This window comes from Acidithiobacillus sp. HP-2 (assembly GCF_015100155.1).
Taxonomy (GTDB): domain Bacteria; phylum Pseudomonadota; class Gammaproteobacteria; order Acidithiobacillales; family Acidithiobacillaceae; genus Acidithiobacillus.
This window is the reverse complement of sequence record NZ_JACKZA010000006.1, coordinates 18612-36866: the sequence shown is the minus strand read 5'-3', so window position 1 is coordinate 36866 and position 18255 is coordinate 18612. Positions and strand designations below refer to the sequence as shown.

Below are 18255 nucleotides of genomic sequence, written 5' to 3'. Positions count from 1 at the left end.
ATTACGCGGGCTCCGGTCAAGATCTACGCAACATGGGCAGCACGTTAAAGCGCCAGATGAAACCCGGTATGGCAAAAACGGCAAACATGCACAGGGCAATCACATAAAATTCCCACCCCTGGGCATGAAGGCTACCATCCAGACTGTTTTCAACAGCCATGCCGATCAGCCCCACAATCAAGTACATCACCAACCACTCCAGCAGATACCACTGCAGAGCCTTGCCTCCCGCAACCGGGCGTATAAAAAACAGGCGATTGCTCAGCCAGGGCAAATTGGCTGCCACAAAAGCCAGTAATATATAAAGTAGTACCCAATTATGCATATCCATCAAATCACTCCCTGCATGGCATAAAAACAGAAGGCCATCAGCGGTCCGGGGACAATCCCCAGAACCAGCAAGGCCAGACTGTTGATACTGAGGGTAGCACTGGCAAGATCATCGCGCACGATCGGCCCGCTTTCCGGTTCAGGGGCATCAAAATACATGACTTTAACGACCCGCAAATAATAGAAAGCCCCAATTACTGCCAGCAATACGCCGATCACCGCCAACCACACATAACCCGCTGCAATGACGGCCTGGAACACCGCCAGCTTGGCATAAAAACCCACCGTCGGCGGAACACCCGCCATGGAAAACATGATGATGAGCATCAAAAAGGCATACCAGGGTTTGCGCTGCGATAATCCCTTGAAATCATCAATGCGATCCGCCTCAAAACCCGCCCGGGTGAGGAGCAGAATCATCCCGAAACCGGCCAGAGACATCAGCACATAAACAATGGTGTAGAAAAATGCGCTGGCAAAGCCAGCTTCTGTCCCCGCAACAATGCCCAGGGAAAGAAAACCCACATGCCCTACGGTTGAGTAGGCCAGCATCCGTTTCAGATTCTGTTGGGCAATGGCAATCAGGTTGCCTACAACCAGAGATACCAATGTCAGGGCAATAAATATCTGCTGCCAGGATTCCAGCATGCCGTACCCACCATCTACCAGCAGGCGAATAATCAGGGCAAAGGCACCGATTTTAGGTGCCGAGGCCAGAAAGGTCGTTACCACCGTGGGTGCGCCCTGATAGACATCCGGCAACCACATGTGAAAGGGGGCTGCGCCGAGCTTGAAAGCAATACCCGCCACGATAAAGACCAGGGCAAATACCAGAATCAGATTACTGCTGGTAACATTCACCAGTGCTGCAGCAATATGGCGAACCTCCAGGGTTCCTGTCAGTCCGTAGAGCAGCGACATACCGTAAAGCAGCAAACCCGAAGCCAGGGCACCCAGAACAAAATATTTCAGCCCTGCTTCGGTTGCGACCAGGCTGTCGCGATTGAAGGCAACCAGCGCATATTGACTCAGCGCCAAAAGCTCCAGCCCCAGATAGATGCTCAACAGGTTGGCGCCCGAGACCATCACCATGACCCCCAGCAGGGCAAAAAGCAACAATACGTAGATTTCGCCCCGGTATATGCCGCGATCCATCAGATAGCGTCGCGAATAGAGCACCACCATCAATACGGCCAGATAGCTGAACAATTCGGCCACATTGGTAAACGGATCCAGCACCAGCAAACCGGCGAAAGTCGTACCACTTTGTCCCAATTCAAAAAAGGTCAGCACTGCTGCACCCAGCAGCGTCAGGACCGTCAACACCGGAGCCACGTCCCGCAGTCGTTCACCCAGGTATAAATCCGCCAGCAACACCACGCAGGCCATGATCAACACCCAGATTTCCGGTATCGCAAAAGTCCAATGCAGCAGAAAAGCATTCATAGGCAGTGTCCTTCTACGCCGGAATTTTCGAAACAGCTATCTGCGCCACCAGATGCTGTACCGAAGTATGTACGATATCAAGGAAAGGTGCGGGCCATACGCCCAAGAGCAACGTGAACGCCGCCAGGGTCCCAAGCACCAGCATTTCGCGGGCATCGAGATCTTTCAGGGCTGCCACCTCGGGGTGCACAATTCCACCAAAAATAGCGCGTTTGAACAGCCACAGGGTGTAGCTGGCTCCGGTAATCAGACCAGTAGCGGCAAGAATCGCATACCACGGATTAACCTGATAAGTGCCGAGCACCACCATGAACTCACCCACAAAACCGGAAGTCCCCGGCAACCCCACATTACCCATGGCGAATAACATCATCAACGCCGCAAATATCGGCATGACGTTGGCGACCCCTCCATAGGCCTTGATATTCCGGGTGTGCATACGGTCATAGAGCACGCCGATGCAGAGGAACATGGCGGCACTGATAAAGCCGTGAGAGAGCATCTGAATAATACTGCCTTCAATGGCGACACTATCAAACACGAAAAAGCCCAGCGTCACAAAGCCCATGTGGGCAATGGAGGAGTAAGCCACCAGTTTTTTCATGTCTTCCTGAACAATGGCCACCAGCGCCACATAAATAATGGCGATCAGGGAAAGCAGAATCATCAGCCAGGCGAGTTTGTGGCTGGCATCCGGAACAATGGGCAGACTCAGGCGCAGAAAACCGTATGCACCCATCTTCAGCATGATAGCGGCCAGTACCACCGATCCGGCGGTAGGCGCCTCCACGTGGGCATCCGGTAACCAGGTATGTACTGGCCACATGGGAATTTTTACCGCAAACGCCACAAAAAACGCAATAAATATGAGAATCTGCGCCGTCATTCCCAGGGGGGTGTGCTGATAAACCAGCAAGTCGAAACTGTTGCCGCTGTGAAAATACAGGTACAACAAAGCCACCAGCATCAACACGGAACCCAGGAAGGTATACAGAAAAAACTTGATGGTGGCATACACCCGTCGTCGTCCACCCCAGACGCCGATAATCAGGAACATCGGAATCAGCATGGCTTCCCAGAATACATAAAAAAGAATGGCATCGAGGGCGCAGAACACGCCGATCATCATGCCTTCCATAATCAGGAAAGCCGCCATGAATTGGGCAACCCGGGTCTGGACATTACGCCAGGAGCTGATGACCACCAGTACGGTCAAAAAGCTGGTCAGCAATATAAACCACAGGGATATACCATCCACACCGAGGTGATAATAAATATTCAGGGAAGGAATCCACGAAACCCGCTCACTGAATTGCATGGCCGCAGTGTGCGTATCAAAACCCGTATAGAGGGGAATGGTAACGGCAAAGGCCAGCAAGGACACAATCAGGGCCAACCAACGCGCCAGCGCCGCACGGCGATCTCCAACGGCCAGAACCAGCAGGCCGCCGACGATGGGTATCCAGATAGAATAGCTGAGGAGCGAAGCGTTCATCAGTGCCTACCCCTTCCAGATCACAAAATATGTCATGAATAAAATCAACCCGATAATCATGGCGAAAGCATAATGATAAATGTATCCCGTTTGCACTTTACGCCAGGACAATGCCAACTTGCCGATGCCGAAAGCGGTGCCATTGACCATCAGGCCGTCAATCAGTTTTTCGTCACCAACATGCCAGAACAACCGTCCAAACTGAATAACACCGCGTACCAGAACCGTATTATTAAAAGTGTCAAAACCGTATTTACTCTCCAGCAGCCAGGCTGCCGGACTGAGGATGCGGCTGAGCCATTCGGGTAAACCCGTATTCCAGGCATAAAAGTAGGCAGCACAAACAATACCCGCCACGGCCAACCAAAAGGGCCAGGCTTCCAGACCATGCACGAGGAAGACGCCAGCGCCCTGCCAATGTGCGGCAATTTCACCGATGGTGTTGAACTGCGGAGCAATAACCAGCGAAGAATCGAGAAAATGCCCCAAACCTACCGGACCGATGTACGCCCAACCGGCATATACCGCAGGAATAGCCAATGCAATGAGTGGCACCGTAATCACCCAGGGTGACTCATGCAGATGATCCCGGATGTAGGGGTCCATGCGGGGTTTACCGTGGAACACCATGAAAAACATCCGGAAAGTATAGAGGGCCGTGACAAAGGCTCCCGCCACCAGAATGAACTCGGCCCAGCCAGCTCCCGGCAAGGTGGAAATACCCACAGCTTCAATAATCAGATCCTTGCTGAAAAAACCGGCAAAGGGCGGAATACCCGACAGTGCGAGACCGCCGATCAGAAAGGTGATGTAAGTAATGGGCATAGCCTTGCGCAAGCCGCCCATTTTACGGATGTCCTGCTCATTGGCCATGGCGTGAATCACCGAACCCGCCGCCAGGAACAGCAACGCTTTGAAAAAAGCATGGGTCATGAGGTGAAAAATAGCCGCTGAAAAGGCCGAAGCCCCCAGTGCAGCCGTCATGTATCCCAACTGGGAAAGGGTTGAGTAGGCAATAATGCGCTTGATGTCATTTTGCACCAGTCCGATCAGCCCCATGAACAAGGCGGTAATAGAGCCAATCAACAAAATGACGGTCAACGCTGTGGCCGATTGTTCATAAATGGGCGACATCCGGGCCACCATGAAAATCCCGGCGGTAACCATGGTCGCGGCGTGAATCAGCGCCGAAATGGGGGTTGGGCCTTCCATGGATTCCGGGAGCCAGACATGCAGCGGCACCTGGGCTGATTTGCCCATGGCACCGATAAACAGCAGCAAGGCAATCCAGGTCAGTACATTCCAGGGATGTCCGGGAATAATTTCTACGGTCTGGCCGACCAGATGGGGCACCATGGCAAATACCGTCCGGTAATCGAGACTGCCGCAGTAATGATAAATAGCCGCAATACCAATCAGGAAACCGAAATCACCGACCCGATTGACAATAAATGCCTTCAGGGCTGCGACATTGGCGCTTTCGCGCTGGAACCAGAAACCGATGAGCAGATAGGAAACCAGACCCACCGCTTCCCAGCCAAAAAACAACTGAAGAAAATTGTTGCTCATCACCAGCATGATCATGCTGAAAGTGAACAGGGAAATATAACTGAAAAAGCGGGCATAACCAGGATCACCATGCATGTAGCCTATGGTGTACAAATGCACGCAAAGCGACACAAAAGTAACCACCACCAGCATCAGCGCGGTCAGGCTGTCCACATCAAACCCGATGGGTACTTGCAGATGGCCGAGCACAGCCCATATATAGATATTGCCGTAAAAATCGACCCCATGCAGGGTCTGAAACAGTACCGCGAGGGCCAGATAAAAAGAGACGGCAACCCCCGTCAAGGGCGCCCAGTGCGCTTGTTCCTGCAGCTTCCAGCCGCCAAAACCAGCCACCAGAGAACCGGCCAGCGGTGCCAACGGAATAATCAGGTACACAAGAAGAGGCGGAAAGGCATTCAACCAGTCAAAAACCCACATATCAGCCTCTCAACTCGTCAATATCTTCTACGTTGATACTCCGGCGGTTTCGGAAGTAAACCACCAGAATGGCCAGACCAATGGCTGCTTCAGCAGCAGCTACCGTCAGGATGAAAAAAACAAAAACCTGCCCTTCGAGATTACCCTGATAGCGGGAAAAGGCCACCAGATTGATATTCACTGCCAGCAGCAGTAATTCAATGGCCATCAGCAAAATAATCACGTTTTTGCGGTTCAGGAAAATCCCCACCACACCGATGGAAAACAGGATAGCCCCGAGTATCAGATAAGCGGCGAGCGTTGGTTGTCCACCCATCATCATTGTTCTGGCCTCCGCAAATTCACCAGGCTGATGCGGTCTTTGGCACGCACTGCCATTTGCGCATCAATACTCTGGGTTTTAGTGCCCTGGCGACGCCGCAAGGTCAGGGCAATAGCCGCAATAATCGCAACCAGCAAAATCACCGCCGCAATCTCAAAGGGATATAAATAATGAGTGTAAAGCAATACGCCCAGGGCGCGGGTATTATCTGCATTGGCAGGAATAGGGCCGGGAGCAGGAATATGGCCCAACGGCGAAGTCCAGAAAACCACGGCCAGTTCCAGCACGCCCAGAATGGCAATGGCCAGCCCCAGCGGCAGGTAACTCAAAAACCCTTCCTTGAGACGGGTCAAATTAATATCCAGCATCATCACCACAAACAGGAAAAGCACCATGACCGCGCCCACATAAACCAGAATCAGGATCAGACCCAAAAATTCTGCGCCCAGCAAAATGAACAGGGCGGCGGCATTAAAAAACGCCAGCACCAGAAAAAGCGACGCATATACCGGATTTCTTGCCGTGATTACCGCTGTCGCAGAACCCAGCAATATCGCCGAAAAAAGGTAAAAAAGAATAGTGGTTATGATCATAATGATTATTTTCCTGTCAACGATATGCGCGGTCTGCTTCGCGATCCGCTGCCAATTCTGCTTCCAGACGATCACCATTGGCGAGGAGCATATCCTTGGTATAAATCAGATCACCACGAATTTCGCCGTGATAGGACAACACCCTACTTTCGACAATGGAATCCACCGGACAGGATTCTTCACAAAGACCACAAAAAATGCACTTGCTCAGATCAATGTCATAACGGGTGGTGCGGCGGGTTCCATCATTGCGTTGCTCACTTTCAATGGTGATCGCCAATGCCGGACAGACGGCTTCACATAATTTACAGGCGATACAGCGTTCTTCACCGTTTTCATAACGGCGCAGGGCATGCAGCCCCCGAAAACGCGGAGACTGGGGCGTTTGTTCTTCGGGATACTGCACGGTAATTTTGCGGGCAAAAAAATACCGGCCGGTCAGCTGCATACCGCGCAGCATTTCCGTCAGGAAAAAAGTCTTGAACCACTGCTTTGGGCGAATTTGCATATTGTTCTCCTCAGCGCAGAATGGCACGCATGGGTGTTTCCAGGGCAATACCCACTACCACAATCCAGGCAATGGTTACCGGAATGAACACTTTCCAGCCCAGGCGCATGATCTGGTCATAGCGATAGCGTGGGAATGTTGCACGAATCCACAAAAACACATATAGCAGAAAAGCGGTTTTGAGCAGCAACCAGACCAGGCCGGGTATCCAGGTCAATAATGGTGTGTTGATGGGTGCATACCAACCGCCCAGAAACAGGACCGTCGTCAACAACGACACAAAAATCATGTTGGCATATTCCGCCAGGAAAAACAGGGCGAAAGCCATTCCAGAATATTCCACATGGAAACCGGCGACAATTTCCGACTCGCCTTCCGCTACGTCAAAAGGTGCGCGGTTGGTTTCCGCCACACCGGAAATAAAATACACCAGAAAAAACGGAAAAAGGGGCAACCAGTACCAGGACCAGAATCCGCCACCGGCCTGGGCCTCGACAATTTTGCTCAGATTCAGGGTCTGGGCCAACATCAACACCCCGACCAGGGCAAAACCCATGGCGATTTCGTAAGCAACCAGCTGTGCGGCGGCGCGCATGGCACCCAGAAACGCATACTTGGAATTGGAAGCCCAGCCCGCCACGATAATGCCGTACACGCCCAACCCGGCAATCGCCAGCACGTACAGCAAACCGGCGTTCATGTTGGAGATAGCCACATCCGGCCCGAAAGGCACTGCCGCCCAGACCAGCAGCGCGGGGACAAACGCCAGCACCGGTGCTGCCAGAAACAGGAAGCGATTGGCACTGGTGGGAATGATGACTTCCTTGAACATCAGCTTCAGCGCATCGGCAATAGGCTGCAGCGAACCTCTGAAACCCACCCGGTTGGGTCCCAGACGGACCTGCATGTAACCAATGACCTTGCGTTCTGCCAGGGTCAGGTAAGCCACACCCAGCAATAACGGCACCACCACAATGACAATTTTGATAATCGACCAGATGACTGCCCACCAGCCGGTTTGATAAAAATCGTGCATTATGATGCCCTCTGGGTTTCCGGCAGTAATGCTGCCATCGCTACGGAACAGGGCAGATAAGGCGCAGCAAGTCCTGAAGTTTCCGGGTAGCCCAGAGGAATCCAGATGCAACCCAGAGGAATATGCGTATCCAGATCCAGCGCCAGAGTGACTTTTCCTGATGCGGAACTGACTTCCACGGCCTCACCCTGAATTCCCGACTGACGGGCCTGATCGGGATGCATTCTGGCAACCAGGGGCGTACTCAGCGGCTTGGCCCGGCGTACCAGAGGATCCCCCTGATATATGGGCCAGTCGCCAAGGCGCAACAACGCGCCTGCTGGTATGGGTTGCACTGCTTCCAGTGCTGGGAAGGCGTGGAAAGGCGGAATATCCATACCATAGTCGCCCACAGCATGATGCCAGGCGGCGCTCACTTCGCTCAGTTCATTGTACTGAAAGTCCGGCAGCTTCAGACTATCACCCAATACCCGCAATATTTTCCAGCCGGGCCGGGCTTCACCGGGTAATTTCACTGCCGCGCGGAAGGACTGGCAGCGTCCTTCATTATTCACATAAGAACCTGAACCCTCGGCAAACGCGGCCATGGGTAGTATCACATCCGCATACTGCCGGGCTTCATTCCCAAAATGACTGATGCTTAAAACAAACTCGGCATCGCGCAGGCGCTGGACGGCTTGTGCTCCTGCAAGACTATCCACACCCGGCTCTACGCCGAAAAGAATAAAGCCCTGCATTTCGGCATTCCAGCAGGCACCTGCAGGCAAACCGGGCTCTGCAAGCAGGTGGCCGCCAGGAGCGCGCTGGGGGACACAGCCACTCAACCAGGCTCCGGCACTATTGCTTTCATCCGCCAGCCAGCCAATCCGCCCACCCGCCAGTTCGGCAATGCTTTCCACCTGCGCCAGCAGATCAGCAGCCTGGGGATGATGCAGCAAGGCACTGCCAATCAAAATGAGCGGATTATCTGCTGCCGCCATTTCCCGGGCCAAATCTACCAGACCATCGCTCTGTTTTTCTTCATGAACATGGGCAAAATGCCCCGCCAGTTGCTGGTACAAGGCCAGATCTTCACCCGCCCCGGCAACCATCTGGGTGACCGGAAAATTGAAATCCTGACGCATGCTGTCAATGCTCACTACCTTGCCGCCGTTCAGTACCGCCTTATGCAGGCGATGGTTGGTCAGCGGCTGCTGGTGTCGGGTGAAGCCATGACAGAGCACAATCAGTGGCTCTCTTTCCAGTTCTTCCAGACTCATATTCAGCGCCGGATAAAGAGGCATGGCCGCATCCGCACGGAAATCCTGCTGATGCAGACGATGATCCACATGCGGGCTACCCAGTCCGCGCAACAAGGCCTGGAACAAAAACAGTTCTTCGTTACTGGACTGTCCGGAAATCAGTCCGGCCAGCTTGTCTGCACCGTGACGGGCCAGCACTTTTTCCAGTCCGGCGAGCGTCGCTTCCAGGGCTTCGGCCCAGGAGACTTCCGTCCACTTACCCTGCGAATCGCGCAACAACGGCTTGGTCACCCGATCAGGCGCATTTAGTCCGGTGTAGGCATAGCGCCCCTTGTCACAAATCCACTGTTCATTGACAGCTTCATTATTGCGCGGCAAAACCCGCAGCACTTCCTTGCCCAGACTTTGGACATCGGTATTGCAGCCCGTGGAACAATGCGGACAAATGCCGGGGGTGTGCTTCAGTTCCCAGGAGCGGGCCTTGTAGCGGAAGGGTTTGCTGGTCAGCGCGCCCACCGGACATAAATCAATCATGTTTCCGGATAATTCCGATTTCACAGCCTTGGCGACATAAGTGCCAATGGCCATGTGTTCACCGCGTCCGGTAGCCCCAAGCTCCTTGATGCCACCGATTTCCTGCCCGAAACGCACACAGCGGGTACACTGAATGCAGCGGGTCATTTCCGTAGTGATCAGCGGACCGATATCCTTGTCTTCGACAACCCGCTTCTCCTCATTGTAATGACTGTGCGGATTGGCAAAGCCCATGGTGATGTCCTGCAATGGACATTCGCCGCCCTGATCACAAATCGGACAATCCAGGGGATGGTTGATCAGCAAAAATTCCAGAACACCCTGCTGGGCCATTTTTGCCTTGCGCGAAGCCGTGGCTATTTTCATTCCGTCGGACACCGGGGTGGCACAGGCGGGCAAGGGTTTTGGCGCTTTTTCCACATCCACCAGACACATCCGGCAATTGGCGGCAACAGAAAGTTTGGGGTGATAGCAGAAAAACGGGATATAAATCCCTAGAGACTCAGCGGCCTCCATGATCGTGGTCCCGGCTGCCACTTCGACTTGCTGTCCGTCTATTTCAATATGCAGCATCAGTGTTCTCCCATACTGATCATGCAGCTTTTGTGTTCAATATGGTATTCATATTCCTCACGAAATAACTTGATGGAACTCACCACTGGGGCCACACCACCATCTGCCAGGGCGCAGATGGTCCGCCCCTCAATCCGCGAACCCACATCCAGAAGCAGTTGCAGGTCTTCTTCCCGACCCTGACCGTTTTCGAGGCGATGCATGACCCGCCACAACCAACCCATGCCTTCGCGGCAGGGTGTACATTGACCACAAGACTCATGCATATAAAAACGGGCAATGCGCTCCACCGTGCGGACCATGCACACACTGTCATCCATGACAATCACGGAACCCGCACCCAAAGCCGAACCCGCCTTGGAAATGGAGTCGTAATCCATGGTGACATCCATCATCACCTCCCCAGCCACCATCGCCGTGCTGGTTCCACCGGGAATCACCGCTTTCAGCCGGCGACCAGGACGCAAGCCCCCGGCCATCTCCAGCAATTCCCGGAACGGAAGCCCCATGGGGACTTCGTAATTTCCGGGTTTCTGGACCTGACCAGTGACGGAGAAAATCTTGGTGCCCCCATTATTGGGTTTACCCAGATTCAAAAACCACTCGCCGCCCCTGGTGATAATGTCCGGCACCGAGGCGAACGTTTCGACGTTGTTGATGGTGGTGGGTCGCCCATAAAGTCCGTAGCTGGCGGGAAAAGGTGGCTTGAAGCGCGGCTGGCCCTTTTTGCCTTCCAGGGCTTCCATAAGCGCGGTTTCTTCCCCGCAAATGTAGGCCCCGGCACCCCGATATACATACAAATCGAAGGAAAAACCGGTACCCAGAATATTCTGGCCGAGATACCCCGCTGCATAGGCTTCAGCCAGCGCATCCTCGACAATATGGATGGGTTCAATAAACTCGCCACGAATAAAAATGTAGCCCGCCGTGGCACCCATGGCATAGGCACCAATAATCATCCCCTCAATCAGGCGATGCGGTTCATAGCGCATAATATCCCGATCCTTGCAGGTGCCGGGCTCGCCCTCATCGGCATTGCAGAGCAGATATTTCGTGCCACTGACCCCTTTGGGCATGAAACTCCACTTCAGTCCGGTCGGAAAGCCGGCACCACCGCGTCCACGCAGAGCGGATTTTTTCATTTCGGCAATAATCTGCTCGGGCGCCATCGGTTCCTGGAGGACCTTGCGCAAAGCTTCATAACCACCGGTTCCGGCATACACGGACAGACGATGGGAGTCGGGAATACCACGATTCTGCAGCGTAACGCCATTAACGTACATCTTCAGATCCTCCCCGCAATTGGGCAATCAGGGCATCCAGACTTTCTGGAGTCAGGTTTTCGTAGTACCGATCTCCCAGCTGCATCATCGGCGCATCTTTACAGGCACCCAGGCATTCCACTTCCTGCAGGGTGAACAAGCCATCAGCCGTCGTTTCACCCAGACCGATTCCCAAGGTTCTACTCAGATGACCAATGATTCTGTCTGATCCGTTCAGAAAGCAGGACACGCTGCCACAGACGCAGAGCTTGTGGCGACCCACGGGCTTGAGGTCATACATGGTGTAAAAAGTCGCCACCTCAAAAGCCTGAATGGCTGGCAAACCCAGAATTTCTGCCACATATTCAATCAGTTCATCACGCAGATAACCCTGTTCTTCCTGGGCAATACGCAGTGCCGCCAACAACGCAGAACGCGACTCTTCCTGCGGATACTTGCTGCGCTCAAAGGCAATAGCTTTCAGGGACTTTTCCGATAACATGCTCTACCTGTCAATCTCGCCGAAAACAATATCCATGGTGGACAGTATCGCCACCACATCTGCAATCATGTGTCCCTTGGCCATTTCATCCATCGCTGCCAGATGAGAAAAACCGGGGGCACGAATTTTCATCCGGTAGGGTTTGTTGGCACCATCAGAAATCATGTAGATACCGAATTCGCCCTTGGGAGCCTCAACGGCTGTGTACACTTCTCCTGCCGGAACGGACATGCCTTCCGAAAACAGCTTGAAGTGATGGATGAGGGCTTCCATGCTGCCCTTCATTTCTTCACGGGGCGGCGCGGCCACCTTGAAGTCATCCGTAATGACCGGCCCCGGATTCTGGCGCAGCCAATTCACGCATTGGGCAATGATGTGGTTGCTTTGCCGCATTTCCGCCACCCGTACCAGATAGCGGTCATAACAATCCCCGGTACTACCGACAGGAATCTCAAAATCCAGATCAGCATAAGCTGCGTAAGGCTGGGTCCGCCGTAAATCCCAGGCTACCCCGGAAGCCCGCAACATGGGACCGGTAAAGCCCAGCTGCACCGCCCGCTCGGAACCTACCACACCAATCCCCACTGTTCTTTGTTTCCAGATGCGGTTATCGGTCAGCAATGTTTCATATTCGTCGACATAACCGGGAAAACGCCGGGTAAAATCTTCAATGAAATCGAGCACCGTTCCCTGACGATTGGCATTGAGTTCATCCAGGCGCCTGGCATCCCGGTAAGGCGAGGCCACATATTGGGGCATCTGTGCCGGGAGATCACGATACACCCCACCAGGCCGATAATAAGCTGCGTGCATCCGCGCACCGGAAACCGCCTCATACACGTCCATAAGATCTTCCCGCTCACGAAAGCAGTACAGGAAGACACTCATGGCACCCACATCCAGCGCATAGGCACCCAGCCAGAGCAGATGGTTGAGAACCCGGGTAATTTCGTCGAAAAGCGTACGAATATACTGGGCACGCCTTGGCACTTCCAGACCCAGCAGCTTTTCCACAGCCAGGCAGTACGCATGCTCGTTACACATCATCGACACGTAGTCGAGGCGGTCCATATAGGGCAAATTCTGCAGATAGGTTTTATTTTCGGCCAGCTTTTCCGTAGCACGATGGAGCAAACCAATATGTGGATCAGCACGCTCGATGACTTCCCCGTCCAGCTCCAGCACCAGACGCAACACCCCGTGTGCCGAAGGATGCTGCGGCCCGAAGTTCATGGTGAAATTATTGATTTCTGGCATTGTAACGCCCCTCCTCCCCGGACCGGATGATGCGCGGGACAACCACCCGTTCTTCGGTGCGCGTGGGTTCGTAAATGACGCGCCCCTGATCGGCGTCATAACGCATTTCTACGGTTCCCACCAGCGGAAAATCCTTACGGAATGGATAACCCACAAAACCATAATCGGTAAGAATACGGCGCAGGTCGGGATGACCATCAAACAAAATCCCGTACAGATCAAAAGTCTCCCGCTCAAACCAGTTGGCGGCCGCCCAGACATCCACTACGGAGGGAACAATCGGCAACTCCGTGTCCGCAAATATCCGCAAACGGATGCGCTGCCGGTGTGGCAGGGAAAGCAAATGATAGACCACCGCAAAACGCGGACCTTCCCAGGTACCGTCGCCATATTCGGAGTAATCGACTCCGCATACATCTATCAGCATGTCGAAGCGGCAGGCAGGATCGTCGCGCAACCAGAGACAAGCTGCGTGGAACTCTTCCAGCGCTATTTCCACCGTCAATTCTTCACGATCAACACGGGCATCGCGCAGATTATCTCCCAGCTTTGCGCTCAGTGTCTGGCGCAGGTTTTCAAGTGCGTCAGTCATGGCTTACCTGGCTATCGTGTTGGTGCGGCGAATTTTTTTCTGCAACTGAATCAGACCGTAAAGTAGCGCCTCGGCAGTGGGCGGGCAACCGGGAACATAAATGTCCACCGGTACGATGCGATCACAACCACGCACTATGCTGTACGAGTAGTGATAATAGCCACCACCATTAGCGCAGGAACCCATGGAAACCACCCATCGCGGTTCCGGCATCTGGTCATAGACCTTACGTAAGGCTGGGGCCATTTTATTGACCAGAGTTCCCGCCACAATCATCACATCTGACTGACGCGGACTGGGACGAAACACGATACCAAAGCGATCCAGATCATAACGGGCTGCTCCGGCATGCATCATCTCTACGGCACAGCATGCCAGCCCAAAAGTCATGGGCCACAAGGAGCCGGTCCGACTCCAGTTGACCACGGTATCGATGCTGGTGGTCACAAAACCTTTTTCGAGGATGCCTTCTATTCCCATTCCAAGGCTCCTTTTTTCCACTCATAAATGAAACCCACCACGAGAATGGCGAGAAAAATCATCATGGCCAGAAAACCCATCATGCCGATCTGATCAAAGACCACGGCCCAGGGGAACAGGAAGGCAATTTCCAGATCAAAGAGAATGAACAGAATGGCCACCAGATAATAGCGCACATCAAATTTGACGCGCGCATCTTCAAAAGCCTCAAAGCCACATTCATAGGGCGAGAGCTTTTCGCTATCCGGTTTGTGCGGTCCCAGCGAGGCGCCCATCAGCAATGGGACCACACCGACCACCAGTGCCACCACAATAAAGATGAGCACGGGTAAATAGTGGTTCAACATCCCCAACACTCCTCCACCCAAATATGGACCTGAAAACACCATCTCCAGAGTCCGCTATAAATTAATTTTCTTATATATAAATCAATGCTCTGGTATACTCCAGAGACAAAAAAACAGCCCTATAGGCTGCAATTTGGTGCCGAAGACCGGATTCGAACCGGCACAGCTTGCGCCGCCGCCCCCTCAAGACGGTGTGTCTACCAATTTCACCACTTCGGCCGAAGTTCTAAAACTTTCTCATGACCCGCTTGCTACGTCAAGGCTTCACAGGTGTTTTTGCTGTAGAAACTGGCGCTGCTGGCACACTGCCTGCTGCGGATGTGCTTACGGCCGCTGCCGCAGAACCCGTAGCCGCTGCCGCAGGATGAACGACCGTGGGCGTTGCAGTAGCGGGTTTCACCGGTAGCGTGCTGGTAACCGGTGCCTTGCTTGGCAAGGCAATCCCGGAAACCGCACTGCTTGCAGCATGATCGGAAAGATACGCCAGACCAAGACTGTTCAGAAAAAATATGGCACCAATAACCGCAGTGGTATGGCTGAGGAAGTTTCCCGCTCCCTGGGCGCCAAATACGGTTTGCGATCCACCGCCGCCAAATGCTGCGCCCATATCCGCCCCCTGACCTTTCTGAATCAGGACGAGCCCTACCAGGACGACACAAATAATCACCTGAAACACCAATAACAAGGTGTACATCAAATCAACCTCCTCGTCCTGCCAATTCGGCAGCACGACAAATTTGAATAAACTCTCCCGCGCTCAGGGATGCTCCGCCAACCAGAGCCCCATCAATATCTTCCTGCTCAAACAGCGCCGTTGCGTTGTTGCCCTTGACGCTGCCTCCGTACAACAGAATCAGGCGCTTGGCCAACTGGCTGGAATGCCCTGCCACCAGCTTACGAATAAAAGCATGTACGGCCTGGGCCTGTTCCGGACTGGCACTTTGCCCGGTGCCAATGGCCCAGATGGGTTCGTAGGCAATGATGAGGTTAGGCTGGTTGGACTCCAGATTCAGCAAAGGCAATATCGCCTCTACCTGACGCTGCAGAACCTGTTCGGTAGCGCCCTGGGCGCGCTCAGCTTCGCTCTCACCCACACAGACCACGGGTATCAGGCCCGATGACAGCGCCGCTTTCACCTTGCGGGCCACCAGTTCGTCCGTTTCCGCAAAAATCTGTCGTCTTTCCGAATGTCCTACCAAAACATAGCGACAACCCATGTCGCGGAGCATTGCACCCGAAATTTCTCCGGTATAGGCCCCATTGGGTTCCCAGAACAAGTTCTGCCCCCCCCAACGCAAAGCGGTTCCCTTTGCTTCCTGAGTCACCGCGTGCAAAAGGGTATACGGCGGGAACAGCACCACTTCAGGACGCATCTGCTCCAGATCGGCGCTGAGAATGGCTTGGGTAAGATGCACGGCATCGGCACTGAGGCCATTCATCTTCCAGTTTCCTGCAACCATGATGGGACGCAAATCAAATCTTCCTTGTTCAGCTATATGTCATGATCGTCTAATGTGCGACCGAGTGTAAAGACTCCACTCGAAGCGGTCAATTTTGCATTTTCTGATTTTATCCGGGCGCCAGATCACTGAGTTCTTTGGCAAGCTTCTCGGCAACCCGCGCAGCCAGGTCTACTGACACGGCCTCGACCATGACCCGCAACAATGGCTCTGTACCTGATGGCCGCACCAGTAGCCGCCCTTGATCCGCCAGTTCTTGTTCTGCGGCCGCAACCCGTTCTTGGGCTGCGGGATGATCCAGCAAACGTCGTGCATCTGCCAGACGTACGCCAATCAGGACCTGCGGATAGGGCTGATAGCCTTCCCGTAATGCCTTCAGGCTTTTGCCGGATTTACGCATAATGGCCAGCACACGCAAGGCAGCCAGAATCGCATCCCCCGTGGTATTGGCCGGCGTAATAATATGCCCCGATGATTCGCCACCCAGAGGGAAGGCGTGCTGCTGCATGGCTTCAAGAACATAGCGATCGCCGACGGCGCTACGCACAAAGGGCACTCCCAATTCAGCAAGGCCCTGCTCAAGGGCCAGATTACTCATGACCGTACCGACCACGCCAGACAAAATACCCTGCTGCTGCATGTCGCGGGCCAAAAGCCAGATGAGTTCGTCGCCATCCAGCAGCGCGCCCTGCCCATCCACCAAAATCAGTCGATCACCATCACCATCAAAAGCAATACCAAGGTCAGCCCGACTGCTGCGCACCTGCTCCTGCAGGCTTTCCGGACAGGTCGAACCGACTCCGGCATTGATATTGATGCCATTGGGTTCCACACCGAGCAAAGTCAATTGTGCGCCCAACTCCCGGAATACCATGGGGCCCACCTTATAATTGGCACCGTGAGCACAATCCACAACCAGATGCAGGCCACGCAAGTCCAGGTTGGCGGGAAAGGTGGTTTTGCAAAACTCTACATAACGACCTGCTGCATCCTCTACGCGGCGCGCCTTACCAAGCTGTTCGGAATCACAAACCAGCATTGGCCGATCCATCCAGGCTTCAATGGCTTCCTCCTGGGCATCGGGCAATTTATAGCCGTCGCCTGAGAAAAACTTGATACCGTTATCCTGATAGGGATTATGCGAAGCGCTGATGACAATTCCGGCGTCCGCACGCAGGGTACGCGTCAAATAGGCAATGGCTGGTGTCGGCAGGGGACCGACCAGCAACACATCCACACCAGCACTGGCCAGACCGGATTCCAGTGCTGATTCCAGCAAATAACCGGAAAGCCGTGTATCCTTGCCAATCACCACCCGGGGTCGCCCCGTAACACCAGCAGTCAGCACATGACCTGCCGCCCATCCCAACTTCAACACCCATTCAGGGTGAATGACGGAATCTCCGACCCGCCCCCTGACACCATCAGTGCCAAACCACTTTCTGCTCATTGTGTTTCCCTCAGCGGCTTTTCAGCCCCTTGTTTCTGAATACCTGTCCAGACTTTGATGGCCTGCACCGTTTCTGCCACATCGTGGACGCGCAGCACCTGCGCACCATGGGCCACAGCCCATAGTGCGGCGGCAAGGCTACCGGCCAGACGTTGAGCGGCAAGGGCGACGCCAGACAACTCCCCAATCATGCTTTTTCGGGAAACCCCGACAACAATCGGCAATCCCAGACTTTGAAGTACGTCCAGTTCCCGCAAAAGCCGGCAGTTTCCCCGTAGATCTTTGGCAAAACCAAATCCGGGGTCCAGCAATAACTGTTCACGGCGGATTCCTGCTGTTGCGCATACAGCCATGCGTTCCCTGAAAAAATGGGTTACCTCGCCAAGCACATCGTCATAGTGGGTATTGGTCTGCATGTTTCTTGGAGTGCCCCGCATATGCATCAGGCAAACCGGAATGTCCAATTTTGCGACCATGGCCAGCGATAGGGAATCGCCCTGCAGTGCCGTGACATCATTCATCAATCCCGCCCCCAGGGACCAGGCTTCGCGCATGACGTTGGCTTTGTAGGTATCTATGGACACCGGCAAAGGTACTGCCGCCAGAACGGCTTCCACCACCGGAAGCAGGCGATCCATTTCTTCGGACTCGGAAACAGCGGGGGCACCTGGACGGGTTGATTCCGCACCAATATCAATGATGTCGCCGCCACTCTCCCAGATCTGGCGTGCCCGCATAACCGCCAACTCCGGGCGGATATAAGTTCCGCCATCGGAGAAAGAATCGGGGGTGACATTCAAAATCCCCATAACACAAGGGCGCCCCAAATACAGCGGGC

At 54.0% G+C, this 18255-nt stretch carries 19 protein-coding genes and 1 tRNA gene; all 20 read right to left on the bottom strand.

Annotation, left to right across the window (positions count from 1 at the left end; all coding sequences use genetic code 11):
- Positions 1 to 16: 16 nt before the first annotated feature.
- Positions 17 to 331 carry a DUF2818 family protein gene (locus H7F11_RS05850; RefSeq protein ID WP_024893606.1) on the bottom strand — a complete coding sequence of 105 codons (315 nt, stop codon included), beginning with the start codon at positions 329 to 331 and terminating at the stop codon, positions 17 to 19.
- Positions 331 to 1776, bottom strand: a complete 1446-nt coding sequence (gene nuoN / locus H7F11_RS05845; RefSeq protein ID WP_193651667.1) for an NADH-quinone oxidoreductase subunit NuoN — start codon at positions 1774 to 1776, stop codon at positions 331 to 333. The genes H7F11_RS05850 and nuoN overlap by 1 nt, the downstream gene beginning before the upstream one ends.
- Positions 1777 to 1789: 13 nt before the next feature.
- On the bottom strand, positions 1790 to 3271 hold the full coding sequence (locus tag H7F11_RS05840) for an NADH-quinone oxidoreductase subunit M (RefSeq protein WP_227485299.1): 1482 nt from the start codon (positions 3269 to 3271) through the stop codon (positions 1790 to 1792).
- A 6-nt stretch (positions 3272 to 3277) separates the two neighbouring features.
- Positions 3278 to 5260, bottom strand: coding sequence for an NADH-quinone oxidoreductase subunit L (gene nuoL, locus H7F11_RS05835; RefSeq protein ID WP_193651665.1), 1983 nt, complete (start codon positions 5258 to 5260; stop codon positions 3278 to 3280).
- 1 nt (position 5261) lies between these two features.
- Complete coding sequence (gene nuoK / locus H7F11_RS05830) at positions 5262 to 5576, bottom strand: NADH-quinone oxidoreductase subunit NuoK (protein ID WP_193651666.1); 315 nt, start codon at positions 5574 to 5576, stop codon at positions 5262 to 5264.
- 2 nt (positions 5577 to 5578) lie between these two features.
- On the bottom strand, positions 5579 to 6175 hold the full coding sequence (locus H7F11_RS05825) for an NADH-quinone oxidoreductase subunit J (protein ID WP_193651664.1): 597 nt from the start codon (positions 6173 to 6175) through the stop codon (positions 5579 to 5581).
- Positions 6176 to 6191: 16 nt separating this feature from the next.
- On the bottom strand, positions 6192 to 6683 hold the full coding sequence (gene nuoI, locus H7F11_RS05820; RefSeq protein WP_010641710.1) for an NADH-quinone oxidoreductase subunit NuoI: 492 nt from the start codon (positions 6681 to 6683) through the stop codon (positions 6192 to 6194).
- 10 nt (positions 6684 to 6693) lie between these two features.
- A complete protein-coding gene (gene nuoH / locus H7F11_RS05815) occupies positions 6694 to 7719 on the bottom strand; it encodes an NADH-quinone oxidoreductase subunit NuoH (protein ID WP_024893600.1) in 1026 nt (341 codons plus the stop codon).
- Entirely contained in the window at positions 7719 to 10067 is a 2349-nt protein-coding gene (gene nuoG / locus H7F11_RS05810) for an NADH-quinone oxidoreductase subunit NuoG (protein WP_193651663.1), read from the bottom strand. The genes nuoH and nuoG overlap by 1 nt, the downstream gene beginning before the upstream one ends.
- A complete protein-coding gene (gene nuoF, locus H7F11_RS05805; RefSeq protein WP_010641703.1) occupies positions 10067 to 11350 on the bottom strand; it encodes an NADH-quinone oxidoreductase subunit NuoF in 1284 nt (427 codons plus the stop codon). Before nuoF ends, nuoG begins: the two co-directional genes overlap by 1 nt.
- Complete coding sequence (nuoE, locus tag H7F11_RS05800; RefSeq protein WP_193651662.1) at positions 11340 to 11831, bottom strand: NADH-quinone oxidoreductase subunit NuoE; 492 nt, start codon at positions 11829 to 11831, stop codon at positions 11340 to 11342. Before nuoE ends, nuoF begins: the two co-directional genes overlap by 11 nt.
- Before the next feature lie 3 nt (positions 11832 to 11834).
- Entirely contained in the window at positions 11835 to 13088 is a 1254-nt protein-coding gene (locus H7F11_RS05795; RefSeq protein ID WP_024893595.1) for an NADH-quinone oxidoreductase subunit D, read from the bottom strand.
- Entirely contained in the window at positions 13072 to 13680 is a 609-nt protein-coding gene (locus tag H7F11_RS05790) for an NADH-quinone oxidoreductase subunit C (RefSeq protein WP_193651661.1), read from the bottom strand. The genes H7F11_RS05795 and H7F11_RS05790 overlap by 17 nt, the downstream gene beginning before the upstream one ends.
- Positions 13681 to 13683: 3 nt before the next feature.
- Positions 13684 to 14160, bottom strand: coding sequence for a NuoB/complex I 20 kDa subunit family protein (locus tag H7F11_RS05785; RefSeq protein WP_010641695.1), 477 nt, complete (start codon positions 14158 to 14160; stop codon positions 13684 to 13686).
- The gene (locus H7F11_RS05780; protein ID WP_024893593.1) at positions 14151 to 14507 is read right to left on the bottom strand and encodes an NADH-quinone oxidoreductase subunit A; all 357 of its coding nucleotides are present in this window, start codon (positions 14505 to 14507) and stop codon (positions 14151 to 14153) included. Before H7F11_RS05780 ends, H7F11_RS05785 begins: the two co-directional genes overlap by 10 nt.
- Positions 14508 to 14641: 134 nt before the next feature.
- Positions 14642 to 14726 (bottom strand) — tRNA-Leu (locus H7F11_RS05775).
- 37 nt (positions 14727 to 14763) lie between these two features.
- Positions 14764 to 15201 (bottom strand): preprotein translocase subunit SecG, encoded by a 438-nt coding sequence (secG, locus tag H7F11_RS05770; RefSeq protein WP_193651660.1) that lies wholly within the window; start codon positions 15199 to 15201, stop codon positions 14764 to 14766.
- Between the two features lie 4 nt (positions 15202 to 15205).
- Positions 15206 to 15979, bottom strand: coding sequence for a triose-phosphate isomerase (gene tpiA, locus H7F11_RS05765; RefSeq protein ID WP_193651659.1), 774 nt, complete (start codon positions 15977 to 15979; stop codon positions 15206 to 15208).
- A gap of 97 nt (positions 15980 to 16076) precedes the next feature.
- Entirely contained in the window at positions 16077 to 17417 is a 1341-nt protein-coding gene (gene glmM / locus H7F11_RS05760; RefSeq protein WP_193651658.1) for a phosphoglucosamine mutase, read from the bottom strand.
- Positions 17414 to 18226, bottom strand: a complete 813-nt coding sequence (gene folP / locus H7F11_RS05755; RefSeq protein WP_193651657.1) for a dihydropteroate synthase — start codon at positions 18224 to 18226, stop codon at positions 17414 to 17416. Before folP ends, glmM begins: the two co-directional genes overlap by 4 nt.
- Positions 18227 to 18255 lie beyond the last annotated feature (29 nt).

Excerpts from the sequence above, each read along its gene's own strand:
- folP (WP_193651657.1), bottom strand. The coding sequence starts at position 18,226 with ATGGGGATTTTGAATGTCACCCCCGATTCTTTCTCCGATGGCGGAACT.
- secG (WP_193651660.1), bottom strand. The coding sequence starts at position 15,201 with ATGTACACCTTGTTATTGGTGTTTCAGGTGATTATTTGTGTCGTCCTG.
- nuoI (WP_010641710.1), bottom strand. The coding sequence starts at position 6,683 with ATGCAAATTCGCCCAAAGCAGTGGTTCAAGACTTTTTTCCTGACGGAA.
- nuoK (WP_193651666.1), bottom strand. The coding sequence starts at position 5,576 with ATGGGTGGACAACCAACGCTCGCCGCTTATCTGATACTCGGGGCTATC.
- nuoN (WP_193651667.1), bottom strand. The coding sequence starts at position 1,776 with ATGAATGCTTTTCTGCTGCATTGGACTTTTGCGATACCGGAAATCTGG.
- H7F11_RS05785 (WP_010641695.1), bottom strand. The coding sequence starts at position 14,160 with ATGGGAATAGAAGGCATCCTCGAAAAAGGTTTTGTGACCACCAGCATC.
- H7F11_RS05795 (WP_024893595.1), bottom strand. The coding sequence starts at position 13,088 with ATGCCAGAAATCAATAATTTCACCATGAACTTCGGGCCGCAGCATCCT.
- glmM (WP_193651658.1), bottom strand. The coding sequence starts at position 17,417 with ATGAGCAGAAAGTGGTTTGGCACTGATGGTGTCAGGGGGCGGGTCGGA.
- nuoL (WP_193651665.1), bottom strand. The coding sequence starts at position 5,260 with ATGTGGGTTTTTGACTGGTTGAATGCCTTTCCGCCTCTTCTTGTGTAC.
- nuoG (WP_193651663.1), bottom strand. The coding sequence starts at position 10,067 with ATGCTGCATATTGAAATAGACGGACAGCAAGTCGAAGTGGCAGCCGGG.
- H7F11_RS05850 (WP_024893606.1), bottom strand. The coding sequence starts at position 331 with ATGGATATGCATAATTGGGTACTACTTTATATATTACTGGCTTTTGTG.
- nuoF (WP_010641703.1), bottom strand. The coding sequence starts at position 11,350 with ATGTACGTTAATGGCGTTACGCTGCAGAATCGTGGTATTCCCGACTCC.
- H7F11_RS05790 (WP_193651661.1), bottom strand. The coding sequence starts at position 13,680 with ATGACTGACGCACTTGAAAACCTGCGCCAGACACTGAGCGCAAAGCTG.
- nuoE (WP_193651662.1), bottom strand. The coding sequence starts at position 11,831 with ATGTTATCGGAAAAGTCCCTGAAAGCTATTGCCTTTGAGCGCAGCAAG.
- H7F11_RS05825 (WP_193651664.1), bottom strand. The coding sequence starts at position 6,175 with ATGATCATAACCACTATTCTTTTTTACCTTTTTTCGGCGATATTGCTG.
- nuoH (WP_024893600.1), bottom strand. The coding sequence starts at position 7,719 with ATGCACGATTTTTATCAAACCGGCTGGTGGGCAGTCATCTGGTCGATT.
- H7F11_RS05840 (WP_227485299.1), bottom strand. The coding sequence starts at position 3,271 with ATGAACGCTTCGCTCCTCAGCTATTCTATCTGGATACCCATCGTCGGC.
- H7F11_RS05780 (WP_024893593.1), bottom strand. The coding sequence starts at position 14,507 with ATGTTGAACCACTATTTACCCGTGCTCATCTTTATTGTGGTGGCACTG.